The sequence below is a fragment of the Phragmitibacter flavus genome, assembly GCF_005780165.1.
In the GTDB taxonomy this organism is placed as follows: Bacteria; Verrucomicrobiota; Verrucomicrobiia; order Verrucomicrobiales; family Verrucomicrobiaceae; genus Phragmitibacter; species Phragmitibacter flavus.
This window is the reverse complement of the sequence record NZ_VAUV01000006.1, coordinates 360074-385024: the sequence shown is the minus strand read 5'-3', so window position 1 is coordinate 385024 and position 24951 is coordinate 360074. Positions and strand designations below refer to the sequence as shown.

The 24951-nt window shown below is 57.2% G+C and carries 20 protein-coding genes; 8 read left to right on the top strand and 12 right to left on the bottom strand.

Features of this window, described 5'->3' with window-relative positions; translation table 11 throughout:
* On the bottom strand, positions 1-793 hold a 793-nt coding region (locus tag FEM03_RS09940), incomplete at its 3' end, for a transposase family protein (RefSeq protein WP_138086089.1).
* Positions 794-956: 163 nt separating this feature from the next.
* Between FEM03_RS09940 and FEM03_RS09935 the strand changes: the two genes are divergently transcribed.
* The gene (locus FEM03_RS09935; RefSeq protein WP_138086088.1) at positions 957-2264 is read left to right on the top strand and encodes a polysaccharide pyruvyl transferase family protein; all 1308 of its coding nucleotides are present in this window, start codon (positions 957-959) and stop codon (positions 2262-2264) included.
* A 41-nt stretch (positions 2265-2305) separates the two neighbouring features.
* Here the strand turns inward: FEM03_RS09935 and FEM03_RS09930 are convergent, their stop codons facing one another.
* From FEM03_RS09930 to FEM03_RS09915, 4 genes are all read right to left on the bottom strand, one after another.
* Positions 2306-3202, bottom strand: a complete 897-nt coding sequence (locus FEM03_RS09930; RefSeq protein ID WP_138086087.1) for a helix-turn-helix domain-containing protein — start codon at positions 3200-3202, stop codon at positions 2306-2308.
* Positions 3203-3266: 64 nt separating this feature from the next.
* On the bottom strand, positions 3267-3884 hold the full coding sequence (gene ruvA / locus FEM03_RS09925) for a Holliday junction branch migration protein RuvA (protein ID WP_138086086.1): 618 nt from the start codon (positions 3882-3884) through the stop codon (positions 3267-3269).
* 50 nt (positions 3885-3934) lie between these two features.
* Entirely contained in the window at positions 3935-4879 is a 945-nt protein-coding gene (locus FEM03_RS09920) for a YihY/virulence factor BrkB family protein (protein ID WP_138086085.1), read from the bottom strand.
* A gap of 71 nt (positions 4880-4950) precedes the next feature.
* Positions 4951-8586 (bottom strand): PAS domain S-box protein, encoded by a 3636-nt coding sequence (locus FEM03_RS09915; protein WP_138086084.1) that lies wholly within the window; start codon positions 8584-8586, stop codon positions 4951-4953.
* Positions 8587-8810: 224 nt separating this feature from the next.
* Between FEM03_RS09915 and FEM03_RS09910 the strand changes: the two genes are divergently transcribed.
* Complete coding sequence (locus FEM03_RS09910; protein WP_138086083.1) at positions 8811-10352, top strand: YifB family Mg chelatase-like AAA ATPase; 1542 nt, start codon at positions 8811-8813, stop codon at positions 10350-10352.
* Positions 10353-10464: 112 nt separating this feature from the next.
* Here FEM03_RS09910 and FEM03_RS09905 read toward each other — a convergent pair whose 3' ends face one another.
* Positions 10465-11058: a hypothetical protein gene (locus tag FEM03_RS09905; RefSeq protein ID WP_138086082.1), complete on the bottom strand. Its 594-nt coding sequence runs from the start codon at positions 11056-11058 to the stop codon at positions 10465-10467.
* Positions 11059-11158: 100 nt separating this feature from the next.
* On the bottom strand, positions 11159-13981 hold the full coding sequence (locus FEM03_RS09900) for a peptidylprolyl isomerase (protein ID WP_206170946.1): 2823 nt from the start codon (positions 13979-13981) through the stop codon (positions 11159-11161).
* Positions 13982-14458: 477 nt separating this feature from the next.
* Here FEM03_RS09900 and FEM03_RS09895 point away from each other — a divergent pair, with 477 nt between their 5' ends.
* Positions 14459-14941 (top strand): peptidase associated/transthyretin-like domain-containing protein, encoded by a 483-nt coding sequence (locus FEM03_RS09895; protein WP_138086080.1) that lies wholly within the window; start codon positions 14459-14461, stop codon positions 14939-14941.
* Between the two features lie 133 nt (positions 14942-15074).
* On the opposite strand, the gene FEM03_RS09890 is transcribed toward FEM03_RS09895, so the two are convergent.
* Entirely contained in the window at positions 15075-15989 is a 915-nt protein-coding gene (locus FEM03_RS09890; RefSeq protein ID WP_138086078.1) for a PEP-CTERM sorting domain-containing protein, read from the bottom strand.
* A 408-nt stretch (positions 15990-16397) separates the two neighbouring features.
* Here FEM03_RS09890 and FEM03_RS09885 point away from each other — a divergent pair, with 408 nt between their 5' ends.
* The gene (locus FEM03_RS09885; protein WP_138086076.1) at positions 16398-17750 is read left to right on the top strand and encodes a Gfo/Idh/MocA family protein; all 1353 of its coding nucleotides are present in this window, start codon (positions 16398-16400) and stop codon (positions 17748-17750) included.
* Here the strand turns inward: FEM03_RS09885 and FEM03_RS09880 are convergent.
* A complete protein-coding gene (locus FEM03_RS09880) occupies positions 17717-18586 on the bottom strand; it encodes a PEP-CTERM sorting domain-containing protein (protein WP_138086074.1) in 870 nt (289 codons plus the stop codon). The genes FEM03_RS09885 and FEM03_RS09880 overlap by 34 nt on opposite strands.
* A 147-nt stretch (positions 18587-18733) precedes the next feature.
* Here FEM03_RS09880 and FEM03_RS09875 point away from each other — a divergent pair, with 147 nt between their 5' ends.
* The 3 genes from FEM03_RS09875 to FEM03_RS09865 are packed head-to-tail and all read left to right on the top strand — an operon-like array spanning position 18734 to position 20738.
* Entirely contained in the window at positions 18734-19219 is a 486-nt protein-coding gene (locus FEM03_RS09875; RefSeq protein ID WP_138086072.1) for a hypothetical protein, read from the top strand.
* Between the two features lie 12 nt (positions 19220-19231).
* Positions 19232-19930 carry a pseudouridine synthase gene (locus FEM03_RS09870; RefSeq protein WP_138086070.1) on the top strand — a complete coding sequence of 233 codons (699 nt, stop codon included), beginning with the start codon at positions 19232-19234 and terminating at the stop codon, positions 19928-19930.
* 19 nt (positions 19931-19949) lie between these two features.
* On the top strand, positions 19950-20738 hold the full coding sequence (locus FEM03_RS09865) for a hypothetical protein (protein WP_138086068.1): 789 nt from the start codon (positions 19950-19952) through the stop codon (positions 20736-20738).
* 21 nt (positions 20739-20759) lie between these two features.
* Here FEM03_RS09865 and FEM03_RS09860 read toward each other — a convergent pair whose 3' ends face one another.
* Positions 20760-20987 (bottom strand): DUF4332 domain-containing protein, encoded by a 228-nt coding sequence (locus FEM03_RS09860; RefSeq protein WP_138086066.1) that lies wholly within the window; start codon positions 20985-20987, stop codon positions 20760-20762.
* Positions 20988-21198: 211 nt separating this feature from the next.
* Between FEM03_RS09860 and FEM03_RS09855 the strand changes: the two genes are divergently transcribed.
* Positions 21199-22437 (top strand): class I SAM-dependent rRNA methyltransferase, encoded by a 1239-nt coding sequence (locus FEM03_RS09855; protein ID WP_138086064.1) that lies wholly within the window; start codon positions 21199-21201, stop codon positions 22435-22437.
* 70 nt (positions 22438-22507) lie between these two features.
* Here the strand turns inward: FEM03_RS09855 and FEM03_RS09850 are convergent, their stop codons facing one another.
* Both FEM03_RS09850 and FEM03_RS09845 read right to left on the bottom strand, forming a co-directional pair.
* Positions 22508-23215 carry a PEP-CTERM sorting domain-containing protein gene (locus tag FEM03_RS09850; RefSeq protein WP_166442753.1) on the bottom strand — a complete coding sequence of 236 codons (708 nt, stop codon included), beginning with the start codon at positions 23213-23215 and terminating at the stop codon, positions 22508-22510.
* Between the two features lie 490 nt (positions 23216-23705).
* Positions 23706-24905, bottom strand: a complete 1200-nt coding sequence (locus FEM03_RS09845) for an FG-GAP repeat domain-containing protein (protein WP_138086060.1) — start codon at positions 24903-24905, stop codon at positions 23706-23708.
* Positions 24906-24951 lie beyond the last annotated feature (46 nt).

The window sequence follows — 24951 nt, the reverse complement described above, 5'->3', positions numbered from 1 at the left end:
TGTGATAGGGCCGGCTGCGCGTAAAACCCACGGCTTTGGGGCGTTGTTGAAAATAGCGCACCAAATGCCAGTTGAGGAACTCACTGCCGTTGTCGCAGTCGAAGCCCTCAATGGCGAAGGGCAACGCGGCTTCCACTTCGCGCGTGGCTTCAACGATGCCATGTGCGCCTTTGTTCCACACCGCTCGCAGGCTGGTCCAACCGCTGTAGATGTCGGTGTAGGTCACGCTCCAGATAAAGTCTCCCTCCAGAGAGGTGCCGCAGTGAGCGACGGTGTCAGCCTCAAGCCACCCGGGCTGGGTGATGTCCCAGTTGTCGGTGCGGATCGGGATGTGGTGTTTGAGCAGGCTGCCGGGTTTGGTGCCGCTGCGGCCACGGTGCTTGATTTTGGCTTTGCGCGGGGCCAGCAGCCGATCTGCCTGTGCGGCACTGATGCACAGCACCTGCTGACGAACGGCGGCTTTGAGCTTTCCTGCTTCAGCCTCGTAATGCGGCAGCCATAGCGGCAGCAGCTTCACCAGGCGCTTGCCGCAGGGCTGTTCCGCGCACTTCCAGATCGCCCAAAGCACCTCGACCACCTCCGTCGTGTAATGCGCTGGCCGTCCTTTGGCCTTGGCGGGATCGCCGCCCCAGCCCGCCTTGGCTCCCAGCAGTTTGATGGCGTGTTTGCGACTGTAACCAAACTGCTCGCACAGTTCATCAATGAGCCGTGAACGCCCCTGGCGACCACGGTTGGCATAGCGCTGCCGTAGGCGCGGCAGCATTTCTTCTCGGACTTTTTGACTCATCGGCATGGGTATGGGTTGCCGGTGTCATCCTTTTTGAGTCAACGACCTTTTTTCCTCCGCCCATCCACCCCGCCCCCGGTGTCAAAATTTTTGAGGCAACAGGGCCTGACCATCATCCGCTCGATTTTTAGTGCCTCCCCAAAGCCGATGCGATAATCTCCCAATCGCCATGTCCATCGACTTCCCGCTCCATCCCACGCGCCGCCAGTTTCTCCAAAACAGTTTCGCTGTCGCACTGGCCGGCATCCCTGCCATTGCCGCCGCTCAAGCGCAAGGCCGCAAACCACGCATCGTTCTGCGCTCCTCATGGCAAACCGTCAACATCGGCGACATCGCCCACACGCCGGGTGTGCTGGCCTTGCTCGAAAAACACCTCCCCGATGCTGAAGTTCGACTTTGGCCCAGCAGCGTTGCCGATGGCGTTGAAGCGATGCTGAAAGCGCGCTTCCCCAATGTGGTCATCATGGAACGCAGCCAGGAAGCGATCAAAGCAGCCTTCGAAGAATGCGACTTCCTCCTGCACGGCTCCGGCCCCTCATTGGTGGCCTATCGCGATGTCGCACGCTGGCGCGCCGAGACCGGCAAACCCTATGGCATCTACGGCATCACCACCGGAACCGTCAGCGACGAGCCACAAAACGTCCTGCACAATCCCGGCAAACAATTCACCCTGCGCGAGCTTTTTAACGACGCCCAGTTCACCTTTTTCCGCGACACCGTTTCGCTGCAAAAAGTCAAAGACGCCGGTATCACCTGTCCCATCATGGAATTCGGACCCGACGGTGCTTTTGCCGTGGACCTGCGCAATGACGCAGCCGCCGAAACCTTCCTCAAAACCAACGCCCTTGAACCTGGCAAGTTTCTCTGCGTCATCCCGCGCCTGCGCAACACGCCGTATTGGCTGATCAAAAAAGGAACGGTCTTCAATCAGGAAAAACACGACCGCAACGAGGCCATGAAGGAACACGATCACGCCCAACTGCGTGCCGCCATCATCGCCGTCACCCGCGAAACCGATCTTAAAATCCTCATCTGTCCCGAGGATCAAACCCAGATGGCCATCGGCAAAGAAATGCTTTACCAGCCGCTTCCCGACGACGTGAAAAAGAAGGTCGTCCTGCGCGAAAACTACTGGCTCACCGACGAAGCCCTCAGCACTTACGTGCGCAGCGCCGGATTGTTTGGCAACGAGATGCACAGTCCCATCATGTGCATCGGCAACGGCATTCCCGCCATCGTCTGCCGCTGGGAGGAACAGACCAGCAAGGGTTTCATGTGGCGCGACATCGGTCTCGGCGACTGGCTTTTCACCCTCGACAACGAGGACGAACTTCCCGGCATCGCCCCTGCCGTTCTCGCCATGGCCAAAGACCCTGAAGGCTCGAAAGCCAAAGCCCTCAAAGCCCGCGAAGTCGTCCTTGATCGCCAGCAGAAAACCATGGCCATCCTCAAGCAAAAACTTCCCGCAACGGCTTGAACGAACATTGGCCGACAAACCTCAGCCGACCTCCCACTTCCTCACATCCCCGAACTCTGCTGAAACTCGCGCCGCCAGTCGCGCGGAGTTTTATGCGTCGTTTTCAAAAACTGCCGGTTGAAATTCGCCAGGTTTTCAAACCCGCATTCCGCCGCGACCTCCACCACCTTGCGATCCGTCTCCGCCAGCAGCAAACAGGCCCGACCAATGCGCAGCTCATTCACATACTGCGGCAAGGTCCGACCCGTGCGAGCCTTGAAAAATCGACTGAACGCCCCTTCGCTCAAATTCGCCCGACGCGCCACCTCGTCGCGATCAATCTCCTCCGACAAATTTGCATGGATATACTGCAACACCCGGTGCATCCGACCCTGCGTGCCCACCTGCACACTGGTGGCCTGATAAGTCGGACTCGACAGCGGCGTCAAGTCACACGAATGCGCGAGTAGCTCCAACACCCCCAGCAACTCAATCAACCGCGCCAGACCCTCGCACTCCACCAGTTTCAGCAGCCTCGCCTCCGCTTCCACTCGCGTCTGCCCCGTCACCCTCAACCCCCGGCCTGCCTTGCGAAGCAAACCGCGCACCGCCTCGAGCTCTGGTCGCTGCATGAAGTCCGCGCCCATGAAGTTATCCAAAAAGCGGATCACAATGGCATGCACCGCATCGTCCGATTTGGGTGCCGTTTCATCCTGATGCCACACATGCGGCAGATTCGACCCCACCAGCACCAGATCCCCCGGCTTCAACCTCTCCATGCTGTCCCCCACAATCCGGTAGCCCTTGCTCTTCAATACCAGCGTGATCTGATGCTCCGGGTGAAAATGCCACAACGCCCCATAGCCCGTTCCTTTCACCACCTCGCACAAAAACGAAGCCTGCGGCGTCGGAGGCACCTGCTCTAAAATAGGCTGTCGCAACGCCGTGCGGTTCATCATCCATCCACCTTAACCGGAACGCCCCGCCCGACGCAACCCTCCAGCAAAAACTGCCCACACAACGCTAAACCCCGCGCAACACATCGCGCACCAGCCGGTCCGAGGTCAGCTCTGCCGACCCATCCCCTGCCTTCTTCACCAATGCCATCACCGCCTTCTGCGCCTCCGCCTGCTTGTAACCCAACGAGATCAGCGCCAGCACCGCATCCGTCTGCGCCTCCTGTTCCGGTCCCATCGACAAAGCCCCGGCCCCGCTCGCTTCCTGCCAGGTGCTCACAATGCCCACCTTGTCCTTCAACTCCAAAACGATCCGCTCCGCCGTCTTTTTGCCCACACCACTGATCCGCGACAGCGCCGTCACATCGTTGCGAATCACGTTGTCCTTGAAGTCCGCCACGCTCATCCCGCTCAGCACCGCGAGTCCCATCTTTGGACCAATCCCGCTCACCCGGTCGATCAACAATCGAAACAAATCCCGCTCCTCACCGCTCGCAAATCCATACAACGAATGATCCCGCTCCGTCACATGATAGTGCGTCAGCAACTTCACCTCGCCCACCTTTCCCGCCAGCTTGTCATACGTGCTCAACGGCACCAGACACAAATAACCCACCCCATGCACATCCAGCAAAATCTGGTTCGGCAAAGCTTCCACAATCGTGCCACGAAGTTGAGCAATCATCCTTCACGATGTGCGCGGAACCACCACCCAGCGCAACCACAAACATCACATCATTCATCGCGATCCTTCAGCTTATCCTTCAACGTCTTTCGCGCCGCTGCCATTCTCGCATCCGGCAAAGTCTTCGGCATCCCCGCATCCTTGCGCGAGCCCACCACGGTCGCATACGAATGGGTGATCTCCGCCCCAAAATAGAAAATCAACGCGCTGTAATAGATCCACAAGATCACCGCGATGAACGATCCCGCCGCCCCATAAGCCGACGCCACCGCGCTCTGACCCAGGTAATACCCGATAAAATATTTCCCCATCAAAAACAGCCCCGCGGTGATCATCGATCCCAACCACACATCCTTCCACGCGATCCGCGTATCCGGCAGCAGCTTAAAGATCAGCGCAAACAACACCGTCAACACCGCGAACGAGATCGCAAAATCCGTCCCCGTATCCATCAATCCCGCCAGCGGCAGCCCCTGCTCCATCGACAACACCCCCGTCAGCAAACGCTCCGCCGCCGCCAGCCACGCACTCAACAACAACGATGCCAGCAACACCACCCCAACGCCCACCGTCATGGCAAACGACAGCGCACGGCGATGCAAAAAATCCAAAATCCCCATCCCGCGCGTTTCCTTCATCCCCCAAATCATGTTCAGCGACTCCTGCACCTGCACAAACACCGCCGACGCCCCGAACAACAAAATTCCAACGCCCACCAAAGTCGCCGTCGACCCGCGACCCGACTTGCTGGTGCTCTCGATCAACCCCTGAATCGTCATTGCCGCCTCACGTCCCGTCAGCGACTCAATCTGCTCCACGATCTGACCCTGTGCCGCATTCTCCCCGAACACCAGGCTGATGATCGCTATCGAAATCACCACCAGCGGTGCCACCGACAACATCGCAAAAAACGCCAGCGCCGCCCCATGGGTGGTCGCACTGTGATTCACCCACCGCGTCGCCGCCTTGCGCACAATAATCCAGGCCGTTCTCATAATATCGATGCAGCGGAATTCCTCATCCGCGTTTCATGACATCGCATCATCCACGCCAGTTGGCCCTGTGGTCATGCTTCCATCCGGCTTTCGCCCTCACGCCCGCTTTCACTCACCCGCTGGATCGCCGCCACCAGCTTGCCCACATCAATCGGTTTCACCAGATGTTCGCTAAATCCCGCCTCGCGACTGCGCCGCATGTCCTCCTCCATCCCAAAGCCGCTCATCGCAATTCCCGGCAGCGGCTTCACTGCTTGAATGCGTCGCATCAATTCATAACCATTGCCATCCGGCAGGCCCAAATCGCTCACCACCAGATCAAACGCGTTCGACTCCACCGCCGCCAGCGCACTGCCGACATTCGAAACCGCCATCACGCGATATCCTGCCTTCTTCAGCATCCGGCTCAACATGCGCAACGTGTCGGCATGATCCTCCACCAGCAGCAACCTCGCGTGACCGTGATCCTCCTCCGGCACCTCGACCGATCCTCCTCCTTTCGTCGGAGCCTGCGCCATCGGCACCTCAATGATGAACGTCGAACCCTGGCCCTCACCCTCGCTCTCCGCGCGAATCGATCCTCCATTCAAGGTCATCACCGACTCACAAATCGCCAATCCTAAACCCAATCCCCCAAACTGCCGCGTTACGTCCGCCCCGCCCTGCTCAAACGCGTCAAAAATGTGCGGCAACGCCTTCGCCGGAATGCCGATGCCGCTGTCGCGCACCCGCACCTCATACCGATCCGTCGAAGCCGACAACTTCGACACCGTCACCTCCACCGTGCCCCCCTCAGGCGTGAACTTGATCCCATTTCGCACCACATTCCAAAGCACCTGCTGCAACCTCGCGGCATCCGTGCTCACGAACATCGGCTCATCCACGACCTCTTGGAATCGCAAAATCACCCCCCGCTCCCGCGCCTGCGGCCTGCAGATCCCGCACACATGCTTCACCGCCTGATGCAGATCCACCGTCTCCACCTTCAGCACCAGCTTGCCCGTGGTGATGCGGCTTAAATCCAGCAAATCATCAATCAACTTCGTCTCCAGCTCGATGTTGCGTTTCATCATCGCCAGATCCTCCCGCACCGTCACGGAAATGCCCGGGTCATGCTCCAACGCCGCCACCGCCATCAGCACCGGCGTCAACGGCGTGCGCAACTCATGACTCAACACCGCCAGGAAATGATCTTTTGCACGCGACACCCGCTCCGCCTGATCCCGCGCCACCCGCAACTCCGCTTCCGTGCGTTTCTGCACACTCACATCCGTGCACGCCCCCACCCATTCCCGCACACTTCCATCCGACTCCCGCAACGGAGTCGCCCGCGCCACAAAATGCCGCCATTCACCACTGTCCGCATGCCACAACCGGCCAGGCGATTCAAAAACGCCCCCCTGCTCACGTGCCTGCCGCCACCGCAAAGCGAACTCATCGCGATCCTCCGGATGAATCGCATCGAACCAGCCCAAGCCCCGGTGCGCCTCCCAACTTTGACCCGTAAACGCCTCCCAAGCCGGTTGGGGATCCGCAAACGCCCCTTCCGCATCCGCCATCCACACCACGTCTGCAATCACCGAGACCAGCGTGCGCAACCGCTCCTCGCTTTCCTGAATCCGCTCACGTGTCTCGACCTGCGCCGAGATGTCCATGAAATAACACACCACCCCATGTCGACCATCCGGCAGGGTGATCCGGTCTGTTCGCCAGGCATAAAACTCCCGCTCGCCCGTGTCCAACCGACGCTCCCCGCGCTCGGGCGACGCATACGCCTCACCCGTTTCCAATGTGCGTCGAAAGATGCCCATCACATCATCCACCATCTCCGTCGGCCATAAGCGCCGCAGCAACCCATCCAGCTCCTGTCCAATTACCTCTGGAACATCGCCAAACATCGTCTTCGACAGCGGATTCGCCTGCGCCACCCGCAACGCATCGTCCACCAGATACACCCCCAGCGGTGCCTGATTTAGTAATGTCTCAAACTGCGCCGTGCGCAGTTGCACCGCCTTTTCCGACCGTTTGCGTTCCGTCACATCCCGCGTCGTCCCCGCCACCGCCACCACCTCGCCATCGTCCCCCAGCACCGGCACCAGAATGTAGTCATAATCCCGCAACCCGTCCGTCTCATGCACAAACGGCACCTCCCCGCGCACCGAATGTTTGGTCGCCACCACGTGGTCAATTTCCCGGTCGTGCATCTCTGCATGCCAGGGCTCGTAACCCAGCTCAAGGCAATGTTTGCCGATCGCATCCCCCCTTGACCGGCCCCACATTTTCAGCAACGCCTCATTCGCATAAGTAAAGCGGTGGTCCAGCCCCCACACGTAAACCAGATCCGGCGTGTTCGACAACACCGTCTCATACAAACGCCGCTGCTGATCCGACTCCCTCGTCAGCTGCCCCAACGCCGTCTCCACCTGCTTGCGGTGCGTGATGTTGTTAAAAACGATCGCCACCCGGCGGCTCCCCGATCCCCCAATCCGAGATGCATGCACCTCAAACCAGCGGTTCATCGGCTTCGCCTCCTGCTCGAAACGCACCGCCATTCCCGACATCGCCACCCGACCATAAGTCTCCACCCAGAACGGCTCCAGATCCGGCACCAGTTCCAACGCCGTCCGACCCAGCACGCCCCTCAACCCGGTGAATTCCTCAAACGCCGGATTCGCCTGCTCAAACCGGTAATCCACCGGCCTTCCCTCACCATCGAAGAGCACCTCGATCACACAAAACCCTTCATCAATCGACTCAAACAAGGTCCGGAACCTCTCCTCCGAAACCCGCAACTCCTCCTCCACCCGCGCCCGTTCAATCAACGGCCACACCCGTGCCACCACATTCTCCAGCAAGCGCACATCCCCATTCTTCCATACCCGCGGCACATCCGAACATGCCTTCACCGAGGCCACCCAGCGCCCCTCATACAAAAACGGAGCCACCGTGTAGGCACGAATGTCGAGCGCCTCGTAATTGTCTGCAAAATCCCTGGTCCATTCATGCGCGCGCACATCATCAATGACGATCCTTCCCCGATACAACGCCTCACGCCATTCCTCCGTGCCCAACCGATCCATCCGATGCACCCCCGCCAGATCGTTCCCACTGCGCCGCCAGTCCGGCATGATCTTCAAAGCCCCACCCTCTGGCAGCACGTCAAAAAAATAACACCGGTGCAGTCCTAAAAACTCCCCCACCTCCCGAGTCGCCATCGCATTGATCTCCGCCGGATCCGTCACCATCGCCAGCTTCTGGCTCAGCTGACTCAAAAACGCCGCCTCCTGCTGCGCCTCCTGCCTTTCTGTAATGTTGGCAAAATAACACGCCACTCCCAGCCTCCCATCCGGCATCGCCACCCGCTCAATCTTCCATTGATATGTCTCCATCACCCCCAGATCCTGCCGCAACGCCGTGCTCCCCGACGTCTCAAACGCCTCCCCCGTCTCCAGCGTGTTGCGGAACACCTTGATCGCCTCCGTCGCAAACGGCTCCGCCCACACCACCCGCAGCACCTCATTAAAATCCCTGCCAATCAACGGCCTCACCTGCTCAAAAATCTTCATGGCCCCCGCGCTCACCTGCCGCAGCCGGAAATCCGCATCCACCAGATACACCCCGAAAGGAGCGTTCTCGATCAACCGGAACAACAGGTCATGCTGTTCCCCAGACAAGGAGGGTTCCGTGGTGCTGTCGATCGAGTTCACCGGTGCATGAAGATCAAAGATTGGGATGAGGCCTGTCAGTCACCCCAACCTTCCGCCCGTGTTTACCCACACGCGCGTCCAAGTCAAGCCATCGCAACCAACCACCTCCGATTCGCAGCCAGCCAAACACGCGGATGTATGCAACAAAATCAAAAACACCTTCGTTGCGGTTTTTTCCACACCACTCATCAAAAACCGTGCTACTCATGCATCAACACCCCCGTATGATTGCCCGCACCTATTCCGCCACCCTGCTCGGCGTCAACGCCGTCGAAGTCGAGATCGAATGCCACGAATCCCACGGCAACCAGTTCCGCATCACCATCGTCGGTCTCCCCGACACCGCCGTTAAAGAAGCCCGCGACCGCGTCATGGCCGCCGTCATCAACAGCGGTTTTTACATGCCCACCAGCGGCTACATCACCTTCAACCTCGCCCCTGCCGACCTCCGCAAGGAAGGCCCCGCCTTCGACCTCCCCCTCGCCCTCGCCCTCGTCTCCGCGCGCGAAAACCTTCCCATCGAAGCCTTGCGCGATTGCAGCATTGTCGGTGAACTTGCCCTCGACGGTGAACTACGACCCGTTCGCGGCGTGCTTGCCATCGCCCTCGAAGCCCGCGCCAAAGGCCGTCAGCGCCTCCTCGTCCCCAAACGCGTCGCCGTCGAAGCCAGCGTCGTCAGCGGCATCGACATCGTCGGCATCAACAACCTGCGCGAAGCCGTCGAATACCTGCGCGGCGACAAAAACATCGAACCCGAACCCTGCCGCGCCGCCGAGTTTTTCCAGGCCCATGAAAACTACGCCATCGACTTCAACGAAGTCAAAGGCCAGCAGGAAGCCAAACGCGCCATCGAAGTCGCCGTCGCCGGTGGCCATAATCTCTTGTTCGTCGGCCCGCCCGGCACCGGCAAGTCCATGCTCGCCAAACGCATCCCTACCATCATGCCTGCCATGAACGAGGAGGAGGCCATCGAGACCACCAAAATCCACAGTGCTGGCGGCCTCCTCGACGAAAACTGCAGCTTCATCGCCACCCGACCCTTCCGCGCCCCGCATCACACCATCAGCGATGCCGGACTTCTTGGCGGCGGCACCAATCCCGGTCCCGGCGAAGTCTCCCTTGCTCATCACGGCGTGCTCTTCCTCGACGAACTCCCCGAGTTCCGCCGCTCCACCTTGGAAGTCATGCGTCAACCCCTTGAGGACGGAAAAGTCACTATCTCCCGCGCCGCCGGTTCCATCACCTTCCCCGCCAATTACATGATGGTCGGGGCCATGAACCCTTGTGCTTGCGGCTACTACGGCAGCATTAAGATCCAATGCCGCTGCAACTCTGCCTCCATCCAGAAATACCGGCAGCGCCTCAGCGGCCCGCTTCTTGATCGCATCGATCTCCACGTCGAAGTCCCTGCGGTTGAATACAAAACGCTCACCTCCACCGAAGAAGCCGAATCCTCCACCATCATCCGTAAGCGCGTTGACCTCGCCCGTTCCATCCAGCGTGAACGATTCAAAAACGAACGTGGTCTCCACACCAACAGCGCCATGACCCCGCGCCTCATCCGCAAACATTGTGCCCTCGATCCTGAAGGTGCCGGATATCTCGAGCATGCCATGACCAGCATGAACTTCAGCGCCCGTGCCCATGACCGTATTCTCAAAGTTGCCCGCACCCTCGCCGATCTCGCCAACGAAGACCGCATCATCGCCGACCGCGTCCTCGAAGCCATCAACTACCGCGCGTTGGATCGCGCCTTGTGGAGTTGAGTGTTTGGAGTGCGGCGCTCCGCGCCGCTTTGGATCTCATCTTGCCAACGCCACCTCCACCCAGGCTTCCCTCCCCCAAAGCGGTGCCAAGCCCCGCACTCCAAAAAATCCCTCAAAAATCGTCCAGCACATTCACCTGATCCGTGTTGAATCCATAGATCGTCTTTACCACTGACGGAGCCGCCACTTGCTCAAACCAAGCCGCGCTGCACCAACGATACAAATTTGCCACCGGCACCAGCCCATGTTTTACCGCATTCTGATGCACGTAGTTCAGCCTTGCCAAATAGCTCTTCTCATAAGTCAGCCGCGTCTCCCAGTAGTTATTCCATACTTTGCGACCCCGCATCGCATCCAAACCATTGACCCATCCCGCACTGTGCTGATGAAAATCCGCCAGGAACCCTCGTAGCGAAACCGCCCCGTCTTCCGCTTCCTTGGGCGAATGACCGATGAAATGATAATGATTCGGAAACACCGCCCAAGCCTCCAGATCCCATCCGTATTTCGCTGCATACTTCAACAGACCATCGTGAAGCCCCTTTAGTCGCTCATTGCCAACAAAGAACGCTTCTTTCTGATAAGTCCCCGCCGTCACAATAAACGTCCCACCTTCCCCCAACCGATGTGCCGGCGCATGCGGCCAATATGGAGTGCGGCGCTCCGCGCCGCTTTGGATTTTTGGGGTGGGATCTTCCGGGGGCATTGATCCAGTTTATCGATGGCGCATCCCTTTTTCAAATCCCAAATCCAAAGCGGTGCCGAGCCCCGCACTCCAAAAGAATTCGAGGGGGGCGCTGATCCGGTTAATCCGGATCGGAATCCTTGATCAGACGCACTCTCAGAAAACGTGGATTGCCCACCGACACAGGGACCGGATCCAAAATCTTGAATTCGTAGTGAGTGTCGTGGTCGATGAAACGCGTGGGCAAATTGATGGCGGCAGTCTCCACTCCGGGTTGTGGAGGCCACGAATCAGCGGTCCAGGACCACACCGGTTCCCACGAAGCGGCTGACAGATTGCCCGAGACCTCCACCACATACTTCAAGCCTGGACCGAATTTGCGGGCATTGAACTGGATGCCCTGCCGGTCGGTGCCTGACACGTCCACGGTCACGGCCGTGGGTCGCACGGAGGCATCGTCGGCTTGAAGCACCGAACCCATGAAGGCAAACTCTTCGATATTCGTAAGGCCGTCAAAGTCCGCGTCGTCATCAAAGCCCTGCTGACCCACTGGCAGATTCCCCGCAAGCAACCATTCGTCGACGGTTTCACGCACCAGCACCGAAACCTCCCGGGTCACCACATTGCCGTCCAGATCAGTGACGGTATAAGTCACCGTGCTTTGTCCCGGTGAAAGACTGGTCATTTGCAACTCATCGTCCTGCAGGGTCACGGCCACGACAGCCGGGTTGGAGTTGTTGGTCATCGCAAAGTTCAACACTGGCACGGAGGTGATGGAATTGATCGTTACCGGAGCGGGTGGGGAAACTGGCAGGTCGGGAAAAAAATCCAGGACACTTCCGCTCGCTCCATCAATGGTGACGGTCCGGTCGCTCGTTGGCTGAGTGGAAAGCAGATCGGGCACGGTCATTGGACCAACCACACGGCCAAAGACGGTAAAACCGCCATTGGTAGCATCCAGGCCATCGGAGTTATCAACGAGATTGATAAAAAACTGGCTGGTAGCGCTGTCGGGATCGCCCCCAAATTTTGCCATCGCCACCGTTCCACGGACATTGGTGAGCCCCGATTCATTCTGAAGATCGGGCCTGGACGCAATTGAGGTCAACACATAGGGGGTATTCGGCACTTTATATCCGCCTGCTTGAACCACAAAACCGGGGATCAAACGGTGGAAAATCGAATCGTTGTAGTTCCCCGCCGGGTTCGGATCATTCACATAAGCCAGGAAATTCGAGACCGTCAGCGGCGTCGCTTCAGGGTAAAGCGCCATGTGATAGTTTCCGAGGTTGGTGTTTACCCGCACGGCAGAGGGGGTGTCGGGATCGGAAAACATCAGTCCGAGATCCCACTCCACCACTGCGCCCAATCCCATCGCCACCTGGTTCTGCGGAATCACCTCCACCGGCGCACCCGGGGCATGGATGGTCCGAATCGTCACCGTTTTGTTGGTCACCCAGCCATTTTGAAAGGTGGCTGACACCGGGACCTGAAACACGCCTGCCGATGGCGGAGTTCCTGAAAATACCCCGGTGTTGCTGTCAAATGAGAGCCAGCCGGGGAGGGCGGAGGCGCTCCAGGAAACCCTGGGCGAACCGGTGGTGACGGTCATCGGATGGGACAGATTCTGCCCAACCAGTCCTTGAAACTGGGGTTGGGGAAAGGTGTCTTTGGTGGTGAAGATCAGAGGATCTGACAATGCCGAGAACGTGAATTCCGTTTGTCCCGCCACATCAAATTGGAAGAAGGCCCGCACGGCGACCTGCACACCAACACCGGGTGGCAGGCCGGTCATGTTGTAAGTCGTTTGGTTGGCTGCCACCTCATCCCAATAAGTATACTGGGATTCACCGGGGTATTTGATAAGGATGTCGTAGCCACTCTCGGTCGCCGAATTGTCTGTCCAATTGAGAGTAGCGGAAGATTCGGTAATGCCAGCATTGGGTGCCGTTAAGCCGGTAGGTCGGTGAAAGGGCATTTGCACCGTGCTTATGTTCGAGGGAGCGGAATATACCCAGGTGCTTTGGTCATCAATCGTTCCATTTCCAATGGACACCGCACGCACGCGAAAATCATAGGACATGCCTGGAAAAAATGGACCATCGGGAGTCGTAACGATCGGATTCAAATGGCCTGGGGCCCCCGGAGGAGGATTGCCATTATACAAGTTCACCCGCACATATTCGACGGGCTCTCCAGTGATTTTTCCCTGCACTTCAAATCCCGACTCGCTCAAAAAGGGATCGACCCAGCTGTATTGAACACTGTTTTCACTGGCTGCGGTAGCAACAAAGTTGGTCGGCACGGTGGAAAATGCGGCGGTGGTGCCTACGACCTCAACGGAACTCGAATAGGTTCGCGTGTTGCCTGATCCCACCCGGTAGGCCTTGAGGCGGATTTTGTAGCTGGTGTTGGCCGTCAGCGAAGAGATGGAAACCGATGGTGGTAAGAGAAACAACCGGTCTCCAAGATACTCAAAGGGCCCGTTGGGCAAACGTTGCAACTCCAGTTCGACGCCGTCGTCCATGTGGGAGTTGTCAACCCAACTGAGATTCAACTGGCTGTCGCTTGCCGGAACCGCAGCCAATGACGAAGGGGCTGCGATGTTGGCGACGTCAGCCGCTGTGACGATGGTCGCTATCGCGGAAGCGCTTGAGCCCTCTCCGTTGACGGCAAGTAGACGAAATTGAAGGGTGATGCCAGCGTTCCACTGGTTGATTGTCCCATCTTCGAAGTTACTGTTTTGCGGAAGGTTCGGGATCAGATCAACAAAGTCTGGGTCTACCCCGATTACCTTGATTTGGAGTTTGTAACTGGTTTCGTTGGGTGAGTCGTCCCAAGTAAATGCGTAGTGGCGCAGGTTTCCGCTGACGTTCTTGATTCGGACCGAAAAGTTAGCCGGCGCCACCGGGGGAGCTGCGAAGGCGGGAAAAGAGACCAGCAAGAGCGCCAAAACTTGGAAGCAGCAGAGGGTGGAATTGGTTATCCGAATCATGGAGAAAAACGTGGATTTTCAGTATAGGTTTGCGCGCGATTGAGTCCAATCACTTTTTCGCTTCCCTCAAACCGACCCGCACTTTACGAGTCGAATGATGATTGACCAGGTCGAGGTCGACCAGGAGTGACGGTCCTCTCCGCCACCTCCTGGTCCGAAAACACTCGATCTCACCAGATTATTTCGAGATTTACCGCCAAGCCAGTCTTTGGCATGGTCCTCGCATCCGCTGTCGCGGAGGCAAAATCACCTCGCAGATTCTCGTCAACTTTGATCGGCTCTGGGCATCCGTATTGAGCCACGGACCAAGTCCGCTTCTCAGGACTAAAATACACTTTTGTGGATAGAAGACAGATTTACCGTCATTAAAGTCTAATTTAGGGTCGCCTTGGATTGCCCACCAACTGCTGAATAACAAATTGCTCGATGGATCCAACGCCGACCAACGAACCTACTAACACAGGATGTTTAAAGTGGTTCTTTTCGGTTTCTGCCCTGGTGATTTTATGCTTGATGCTGGTTCCAAATTTTTCGTGGACCGGGGCTTATCCACTGGCGATCCATATTCGTGTGATTGATGCCACCACCAATCGACCCATTAGCGGCGCGTTAGTGACTTTGCATCCCCATCCTCCAGGTTCATTGGATGAAATGGTGGCATCTTCTTTCGTCCGGACCGCCAAAACCGATGGGCGGGGTCGCGCAAGATTGAAGCACATGTTCGGGGCTGGCGGCAGCACTTACGAAATTTCGATTGGGGTAAGGCAGTCGGTCGTTTCTGGTGAGGCGACCGGTTATCTACCTGCCAAGGTTCGAATCTCGGAGAATGAGCAATTGCGTTTCTTTGATACTCCTTGGATTAAACGCCAACACCGCACAAGTTTGGTGATCAAGCTAAATCCAGAATAGCCACCTTAACACTTCTGCAACCAGCGTGCTGTCGGGCCTCCCGCGGAGGTTCTCAGACATAAGCATTCAGGGGGCGTCGAAGAAGTGGCTCGAATCGATTCTTCCCGTCCAGTGGTGGCATTGGTGACCTGCTTCACGCCTGTGCACGGCGGCGTCTGCCGAAGAGGCATCCTAGACCGGTCATTACCATGAGGGCGCTGGTGGGTTCCGGGACTTCGACGCCGATGAAGAAGCCGTTGGAAAGATCGCCTCCCTGGATGAAGGGATATCCGCTGTAGATCAAAGTTGGAGCGCCGGTGGTGGTGTCGATGCCGCCATATCCATTGATCACGGTATTGTAGCGGTATCCATATAGATCGGTGCCAGTGACATCGAAGAAGATGCCGTTGTAACGGTCGCCAGCGGGTTCGATGGTCTGTTGATAATCGAAGGTGTTGCCTCCATCAGCGGTTGAAAAGCGCCACAAGCGGTCGTCAGCAGGACTGCCATCATACTGGTTGAATCCAGCGATCCAGAGGTCGCCATTGGCGGCAAACGCGATGTCGCCAAGAAACATGTCCCGGCTTCCAGGGAGGTTGATGTTTATTTGGGAGGTGATCGTGCCTGCGGCATCGAAGCTCACCTTGCGCAAGCTGTCCGTGCCATCAATGAGAACGTAATAGGAGCCATTGTAAAAACTGCCACCGTAGACTTCACGGGGGCCTTCAAATGACATGGTGCCAAGGTTGACGGCTGCGCCGGCGCTTACGGTTCCGCTGGCAGAGAGGGTGACACCGGACAGATCCACCGCGTAGATGGCGCGGTTGGTCAAGGTGTTGCCGTGGACAAATAGCAGGCGTTCGTTGTCGGTATCATAAGCGAGGGCGTTGCCCTCCAACCAGGGGGGCAATCCGGTCACTGAAATGGTGTTTTGAATGCTTGGGTCATCAACAGAAAACCAAGTCAACAGGTCGTCCTGAATGGAGAATGCCACTTCCAATTGCTGAGCCTTGGCATCTGGTCGGGTGAACAATATCAACAGTATCGAAAAAAGCCAGAGCTTATACATAAGGAAAAATGATGGACGGTTCAGTTGTTCAAGTGTTCATATCGGCGCTCAAATTAGCGACCATGATAATTGGAGCCTAGCAAGCGGTTGCATTAGCACCTGTAAAAACTCATGATTGCCAATTTATGCGTGCAATGTCGAAAAAAACGCGCAGGTCAGGCGTGGTGAGGACGAGTTGAGACCCGCATGCCGCCGTTACTCATGGCTCCTCCAAATGGCAGGCGACTGTTGCCGCTGGTTTTCGAATGCGAGCGAAGTCCCAAGCGTCATGCACGCGTGAACAGACGGTGCGGCTCCGAGACGAAAATCCGGTGATTTTGTATGGTTTTCCGTTTTTTGGCCCGCCGAAGAAAAGAACAGCGCGGGTGGGGTTTATAGGTTCATGACAATGATCGAATCTCTCCTTCCATGAGCACTGAATTTTCTACTTTCTCCGGTTCGCATGCCGGCGTTTCCCGTCGTCGGTTCATTCAGCAAGGGTTTGCTGGTTTGATGGCGGCTCCGTTTGTAACTTCAGGGGCTCGTGCGGCGTCGCCAAATGGCAAGCTGCGGCATGCGAGTTTTGGGGCGAGCGGGATGGCGTGGAGCGATATGACGCAACTCGCCAGGCATGAGTCGTGGGAGCTGGTGGCAGTGGCGGATGTGGATTCGCGAAATTTCGCGAGGGTGAAAAAGCAGTGGCCCAATGTGAAGGTGTATGCGGACTGGCGGGAGCTTCTGGCGAAAGAGGAACTGGACAGTGTCAACATCTCGACGCCGGATCACATGCATGGTCCGATTGGGATGACGGCTCTGCAGAAGGGTTTGCATGTCTACGGCCAGAAGCCGCTGACACAGACGCTGCATGAGTGTCGTGTGGTGACCAAACTGGCGCGGGACAAGGGGGTGATGACGCAGATGGGGATTCAGGTTTCGTCGTCGTTCACGGAGCGGCTGGTGGTGGAGATGATCCAAAACGGCGCGATTGGAAAGGTGAAGGAGGTGCATAGTTTTTCGCACAAGTTCTGGGGGGAGATGAATCCGTTGCCGGTGCGCGAGGATGCGGTGCCGGAGGGGTTGAACTGGGACCAGTGGCTGGCGGTGGCGGCGGAGCGTCCGTATCTGAGCGGGGTGTATCATCCGTCGAACTGGCGCAAGCGGAGAGATTTCGGCACGGGGACGCTGGGTGACATGGGCTGCCACATGTTCAGTGGCTGGTATCGGGCTTTGGGCTTGGGGAGTCCGGTTTCGGTGAAGTCGACGGGACCGGCACCGGTGGACAAGGACAGTTGGGCGATCAATGCCAAGGTGGAATATGTGTTCCCCGGGACGCAGTTCACCGAATCGGACAAGGTGAAGGTGACCTGGTATGATGGCGCGTCGTTGCCGCCGCAGGAGGTGATGGCGATGATTTCAGGGAAATTCCCGGACCAGGGCAGTGTATATATTGGGACGGAAGGGGTGTTGCTGTCCCCGCATGGCAGCACGCCGACCTTGCATCCGAAGGAGAAATTTGCAGACTTCAGGTATCCGAAGCTGGAGCCGCGCGATCACTATCTTGAGTATGTTGACGCATGTTTGAAGGGCGGTGAGAAGCCGAGCGCGAATTTTGATTACAGCGGACCGCTGACGGAGGCGGTGTTGCTGGGATGTCTGGCTTCGGTGTTTCCGAACGAGACATTGGAGTGGGACGCGGCGAAGCTGTCGTTCGCAAATTCAGAGGCGGCGACCAAGTTGGTGACGCGGGACTATCGCAAAGGCTGGGAGGTGGCGGGGTTGTAGGAGAGAAACCGGCGGCGTCGGAGGGTGAAGGCGCCGATGGCAGCAAGGAAAAGCAGACCGCGCGCGGGTTCGGGGACTGCGGCGGTGAAGGTGACGTCGTCGATGCCAACCATGGAGAGGGTGGCGTTGTTGCCTGCGTCCGTAGCGGCGTTGGTATCGACCCATCGAATCCACAGGGTCTGGCCGACCTGCCAGTTGATGTCGAAGACGATGCCGGAGATGACTGAACGGTTCTCGGGAAGGTTGCCATTCTGCCCGGTGTTTCCGGCGGGAATGGTGGTGGAGGTGTAGTCGAGATGGTCGGCATCGAGCCAGCCGGAGGCTTCGGTGAGGCTGCCGGGTCCTGTAGTGAAGACCTGGTATTGCAGCTGCAGGGTGTTGGGGCCGAAAGTGTCGCCAGTGATGGCACGCCAGTGCTCGCCGGTGTAGCCAAGAGTGAAATTGTTGAGGGTGTTGCCGGTGGCGTTGGTGAAGGAGAGGCCGAAGGTGATGGATTGGCCGGCGACATTGCCATTCTGGCTGCCAAGGGCACGGTCGGCATTGTTGCCGATGCTAAGGATGGCGCTCTGTGCCGGGCCTGAGCCATTGGCAGCGGTATAGGTGGCAGGGGTGCTGTATCCGGTGGGCGGGGTGTTGCTGATGGCCCAATGCCAGCCGGGGACGGTGACATCGTTGATCCAGGTGGTCGGACCGGTGGAAGCGAGTCCGTTGAATCCTTCGCTGTAAGGCGTGCCGGAGTAGGTCAAGGCGGCGTGGCCTGGTATTGGCAGAACGCAAATGAGGCTGATGACCAGGCCGAGAACTGGCAGGAGATGAGAGAGGGCGGGATTCTTCATGATGGATCGGTATCGCGGGATGAAGCGGTGAGGGTAGAGAATAGAATAGGAGGATTGGGTTGGCGGAGTCAAGCCTGGAGCGAAGGCAGACGAGTTGGTCAAGGTGACTGACTTGTGTGAATCTCGGCGAGGCGCTAAAGTCAATTTATGATCTCGCGTCCGTTTATTCTTCTTATTCTCTTTTTGCAGTTGGCGGTGACTGTATCAACTACAAAGGCGCAGGATCGATATGATGCGCTCATGCCACATCTATCGATTGAAGACGCCCTTGCTGCGTCGCGCAAAGCCGTGAAGGCGGAGGGGTTTAATCCTTTGATGTTTGAGGTTCATAACGCCGATTGGGTCGCCAAATTTAAGCCTGATGACAATGTGGAGCATCATGCAAATAATCAGCATTCTGGCAGCATGCAGGTGATGGCCATGGTGAAAGAGTTTGGAGAAGGGCCATTTTGGAGATTTGAGTTCTGGCGAACCAAGCGGTTGAGCCAGACTGGGAATTGGGACAACGATCAACGCTTCGGACTGATCGTATTGGTATATCATGCCAAAAAAGTGGCAATTATTGATACGAGAACATGGAAATCACCGGAAGACAAATTCGAGAAACCGGCTGCGGTTGAGCGCAACAAGTAGTAGATCTCATTTATGAGCAAGCTTCGCCGGTTGGATCAATTGTTGGGTTCGTTGGGGTATGGGACCAGGCGTGAGGCGCAGGGGATGGTGGCGGATGGGTTGGTGACGGTGAAGGGCGTGGTGGCGGAACGGGCGGATGTGCGGGTGGCGTCGGAGGATGTGTTGGTGAAGGGGCAGCCGCTGGAGGCAGCAGAGGGCTTGCTGGCGATTTTGCACAAGCCGCTGGATTTCGTGTGCACGAGATCCGACGGGGAGGGGGCGACGATTTATGAATTGCTTCCCGCGCAGTGGTCGGATCGAAAGCCGGCGGTGACCAGCGTGGGACGGCTGGACCGGGACACGAGCGGGTTGTTGCTGGTGACGGATCGGGGCGATCTGGTGCAGCGCTGGACTTCACCGAAGTCGGAGGTGGAGAAGGTGTATGAGGTGACGGTAGAGAAGCCGTTGGACGCGTCTTTGGTGGAGGTGTTTGCGAGTGGCACGGTGATGTTGCGCGGCGAGGAGAAGCCTTGTTTGCCAGCTCAGTTGGAACTGGTGGATGATCTGCATGCACGGTTGACGTTGATGGAGGGGCGCTATCATCAGGTGCGGCGGATGTTTGCGAGTCAGGGCTGGAAGGTGACGGCGTTGCACCGGTCGCGATTTGGGGAGTATTCGCTGGAGGATGTTGCGGTCGGGGAGTGGCGGTTGCTTGACGTGGGGGCGCGATGAGCGGAGGGTTGGGCACGGCATGAGTGATTCCTTGATACCCCCGGATTATTTCGAGCAACAACGCGCGGGTGGAAGGCGGTCGGGACGCATGGGTTGTTTTGGCGCGTCGGCGCTGGTGTTGATCGTGCTGATGCTTTTGGGAGCGGGGATGGTGTTTTATTTTGGCATGCCGTTGAAGCAGTTGTTCGACAAGGTGGTGATGGCGGTGGGCGCGGGTGAGTTCTTCAAGACCAAGGGGTCGGTGAGTGAACATCGCGATGTGATCCTGGAGATCCTGCCAACGCATGGCGATGTTTTGGAGGTGGCGTCGCCGATGAAGACGACGGAGATCTTTCGCAAGTCGGACTCGCGTTATGGGGCGTGGGGCTGGGTGTATCTGGGAACGGCGACGAGCGAGATCCGGGTGCCCGCAGTTTACCGGTTTCACATCAAACTGTCAGAGATGAAGAAGGCGAGGCTGGAGGACGGGGTGCTGACGATTGAAGCGCCACCCGCACAGCCGAGCCTACCGGTGGCGATTGATACGTCGGGACTGGAGAAAAAATCTGACGGCACGTGGCTGCGTTTTGATTCGGCGCAACAGCTGGATGAACTGGAAAAATCGATCACGCCGGAACTGAATGCGCGGGCCGCGAGGCATCTGACAACGATCCGCGAAACCGCGCGGAGTGACATACAAAAATTTGTTCAGAAGTGGATCGTAGAGGCACATCCGAGTTATCAGTCGGAAGTGAAGGCGGTGCGGATTGTGTTTCCGGACGAACCGCTGGAGATCGACAAGCCTGAGCCGGTCATGCCGGTGCCTTGACCTGGTTCGGTTTGGGCTTGCTTAAGCGGGTTGCAGGGAGCGCGCTTCGTTAATCCACTGGGCCACTTGATTGAGATCAGGAAGTCGGCGCACGATGCGTTGATCTGCGTTGACCTCGGTCATCCAGCGCAGCAGTTTTTCGGGGTGGTTTTTGGCCAAATCTTCGGTCGATTTGACGCCGGAGGCTTCCAGCAAGCCAGCTTGCGAGCGGGTTATGCCCGGGATGTGGTGCAATGATTCGGTTTGCATTTCGATTAAAAATGGAGGTGATTAATAACATCAACATCTCACACGAGATATGAGGTTTTTGCCATTGGATGTCTGGAAATGCTTGAGATGGCGGGATGGAAGGCGGCGCTCTGTGGGCGCGGTTTAAGCAGAGTAAGGGTATGGCTTATGAAATGAAGGGGAGTGCTATTTGGTTGCGAGCGGGATTAGCTTTGCGTATTAGCCTCGCGACATGCCTCGACCTCCTTCACGCCAGCCCTCCCGTTCCCGTCCATTGCCTGCTGAAAGTGTGGACTGGCAGGCGCCGTGGGTGCAGATGAAGTATTTTTCGTTTCAGCCCAACGTGTATCCGAACATGATCCTCGCGGCGTCGCCGGATGCCAGACGCGGGGATGTGGTGACGGTTTATGACAAGGAAGGCAAGGTGTTTGGGCACGGCTTTTTTAATCCGGGTGGACGGGTGCCATTGAGGATTTTTCAGCACGGATCCGAGCCGCTGGCGGCGGATCATTTTGAGCGGTTGCTGCGCGAGGCGGTGTCGCTGCGGAAGGATTTGTTGCGGCTTGAGGAAACGACGGATGCCTTTCGGGTGGTGCATGCGGATGCGGACCGGATTCCGGGCCTGATGGTGGACAAATTGGGGGACGTGCTGGCGGTGGAGGTGAGCAATGGAACGGCGCTGCGGAAGGCGAAAGAATGGGTGCCTATTTTGCAGGAGTTGTTGGGAACCAAGCAGGTCACCATTCACATGGACAACGCAGCGCAGCGGGCGGAGGCGTTGTCGGAGCGGGAGATTGAGGAGGCGCTGGAGATGGTGGGAACCGGGGTGGAGAGCGGTCGGATCACCGAGAACGGCATGCGTTTTCATGTGGATTTTCAGCACGGGCACAAGACGGGATTTTTTTGTGATCAACGGGACAACCGGGCGAAGTGGGGATCGTGGGTGAAAGGTCGTCGGGTGCTGGATGTGTGCTGTTATTCGGGAGGATTCTCTGTGGCGGCAAAGATGGGGGGAGCGGAGGAGGTGACGGGGGTGGACCTGGATGAGAAGGCGATTGAGCTGGCGAAGAAAAACGCGAACTTGAATCAACAGCGCGTCAATTTTGTGCATGCCGATGCGTTCACCTGGATGCGGCAGATGCAGAAAAACGGGGAGACTTGGGATGCGGTGATTCTTGATCCACCGAAACTGATTTTTTCACGCGAGGCGTTTGAAGAAGGCAAGGCGCGCTATCATGACCTCAACAAACTGGCGTTGTCACTGGTGGAGACGGGCGGGTTGTTTGCGACGTGTTCTTGTTCGGGATTGATGCCGGTGGAGGTGTTTGAGGAGATCGTCACAGGGATCGCGCACCGGGCCGGGCGGAAGCTGCAAATTCTGGATCGGACAGGACCCGGGGCGGACCATCCGGTGATGTCGAATTGTCCGGACAGCCGCTATTTGAAGGTGCTGTGGGCGAGGGTTTGGTGAAGGCCCCGGGGTGTGATGAGTGATGAGTGGTGATCGCTTGTTGAGTTCAATCACCACCGGAGTGTCGGAATCAGCAGGCAGGCCTTTTGCGGTGCATGATGCCCAGAACTCCCACGACGGCCAGGAGCAGAGCAGAGGAGGGCTCGGGGGTGGGAACGGGGTCGTCGAAATCGTCGGTGTTTCCATTGAACAGGCTCAGATCGCCGTCGATGGCGGAGAAGATCCCGTTGGCCGAGTTTCCACTGGTGGTGTTGGCTTCCATCTGCAACCGGATCGACGAGGTATCTGCGAAGATCAGGATAAACGCTCCGCTGGGATCGTCTTCCGCGCGATTGGTCCCCGGACCGGTGAATAAAAAGTCGCCAGCGTTCTCAGTGACAGATATGCCGCCAATGGTGGGCAACTGATAGGCGACAAATCCATCTTCTTCGAAGACACGGACGCCTTCGCTTTGGACGGCTTCTCCATCCACATCATAGATCATCAGGCGGAACAGTGGAATCGTAAAAGGGGTGGTGAAATTGGTGCCACCTTCAAAAAAATCCAGGTTGTAAGTCAGACCGCCTGCTCCGAAGGGCGCGCCGCCAAGGTGTTCATAAAAGTAACCGAGGTCACCGTTTGGTTCGTTGGAGCTCCCCTGCTTGTAATTGGGAAAAGAACCGATGAATTGATAGTTCCCAATGACATCGGTGACGGTGAGTCGGAGGTCGATGTTTTGTCCAGAGGCCGGGGCAATGTCGGTGAAATTAAGGGTGGTTCCATCGAAATATGGACCCAAAGAGGGGTAGTTTTGATTGGTGCTTTGGACTGCGTTGTCGAAACTGATGTCGAAGTAATCCTGTGAACGGACTTGTTGAGCGACAAAGAAAGGAAGAGTGGCGATGAATAAAATAACTTTTGTTATAAATATTGATAATTTCATAGGGATAACTTTGCTCCGTTGAAATTCAATATGGGTATGGCTTTTATAGGGATCAATTATGGAGAATAAGTCGAAATTGCTAAAGCTTGACCAGATATTGCGCTTTGCATGATTATCAATAAGAGTGAATTATAAATCGAAAATCGCCTTATAACATTCTTTTGCAAATATAGAGGGGTTTCTCCTTAGAACCTTATAGAGAACCATGAGCATGGCCCATGGCAGTTTAGCCGGTCAACGGCCAACCAATTTCAGGTAGAGTCGGTTGATGGCGCGCCAGAGAGTAGCACCTTGTTGACATTGGTGTCCTGCAACACGGACAAGAATGGTGAGGATGATAACCCCGCTAATTTTTTGTGGCGGAGGCGGAGGTCACTGACTCGTTCCAGTAAATGATGACGTTCTGGGTGCGGCGGCCGGAAGCGATGATGTCGGGTTTGTTGTCGCCATTGAGGTCGGCGATGATGAGGTCTTCGCAGGCCATGGTGTTATCATCGATGAGATGGGTTTCCCATTCGCGGCCGTCGGTGTCTTTGGCGATGAACATCTTGATGCCGACTTTGGCGAGGCGGTTGGACATGGCGCGCCAGCCGACGATGATTTGATCGTGGCCAAGGTTGAGGAGGTCGGCGGTGGCGAGGGCGTGTCCATCGGCTAGGGTGTCGTCGAGGACGGAGCGGGTTGCGCCGTAGGGACCACCACGAGTAATCCCGGAGACTGAATACAGGACTAGTTGGTTGCCATGCATGGGTTCGATGGTGGCAACTAGCAGTTGGCGGCGAAATTGCCGAATTTCTCCGATGCCTTTGAGCTCTGGTTGGTTTTGGTGGGTGAATTGGGAGATAATTCGGACTGGACTAACCGGACTTAACAGGAAGCGACTTTCCCAGCCTTCTTTTCCGCTGAGGAGGATCTTCTCCTGGTGTTCATCTCCCCAGGTGACATCAAAATTGTGGGTAAGGTGCATGTCGTCGCTGATGACTTCGGTGGGCCAGGGGTGGCGGGGGTTGGCGGGTTTTTGATAGGCGAGGATTTTCACTCCGGCACCTTCGCCGTTTTTGTTGCCGCGTCCGTGGAGGGGGACCACGACGAGATCAAAACGGTCTTTGCCGCGTTTGACCCATTTCATGCGGTGGGTGGTGGGTTCGTGGGGAAGGGCGACAGGTTCCCATTTCTGGGTGCGGTCAGCTGGAGGAATCAGATAGAAGACGGCGCCGCTGGTTTCGGTGTCGGAGGGATTCCAGCCGGCGCCGACGGCGATTTCGCATTTTCCGTCGCCATCGATATCGCGGGCGGCGATGCAGACGTTGTCTTTTTCGGTGAGGTTCTCCGCGATGACGTGTTTTTGCCAGGTGGGGTTTTCATACCAAACGATTTGGGTTTTGTCGGCGAGGAGGATGTCAGGTTTGCCGTCGCCCTGGACGTCGGCAATGGCGAGTCCGTAGCCGATTTGGATGGCGGAGTCGATCGTTTGGGGGCGGAATTGGGGGGTTTGGGCGTTGACGCTCGTGGTTAGCAGGGCGATGAGGCAAAGGTGAAAACGCATGATCCATTTTAAGCTGGGGGGATCAGGATTGTGAAGCATTGAAAAA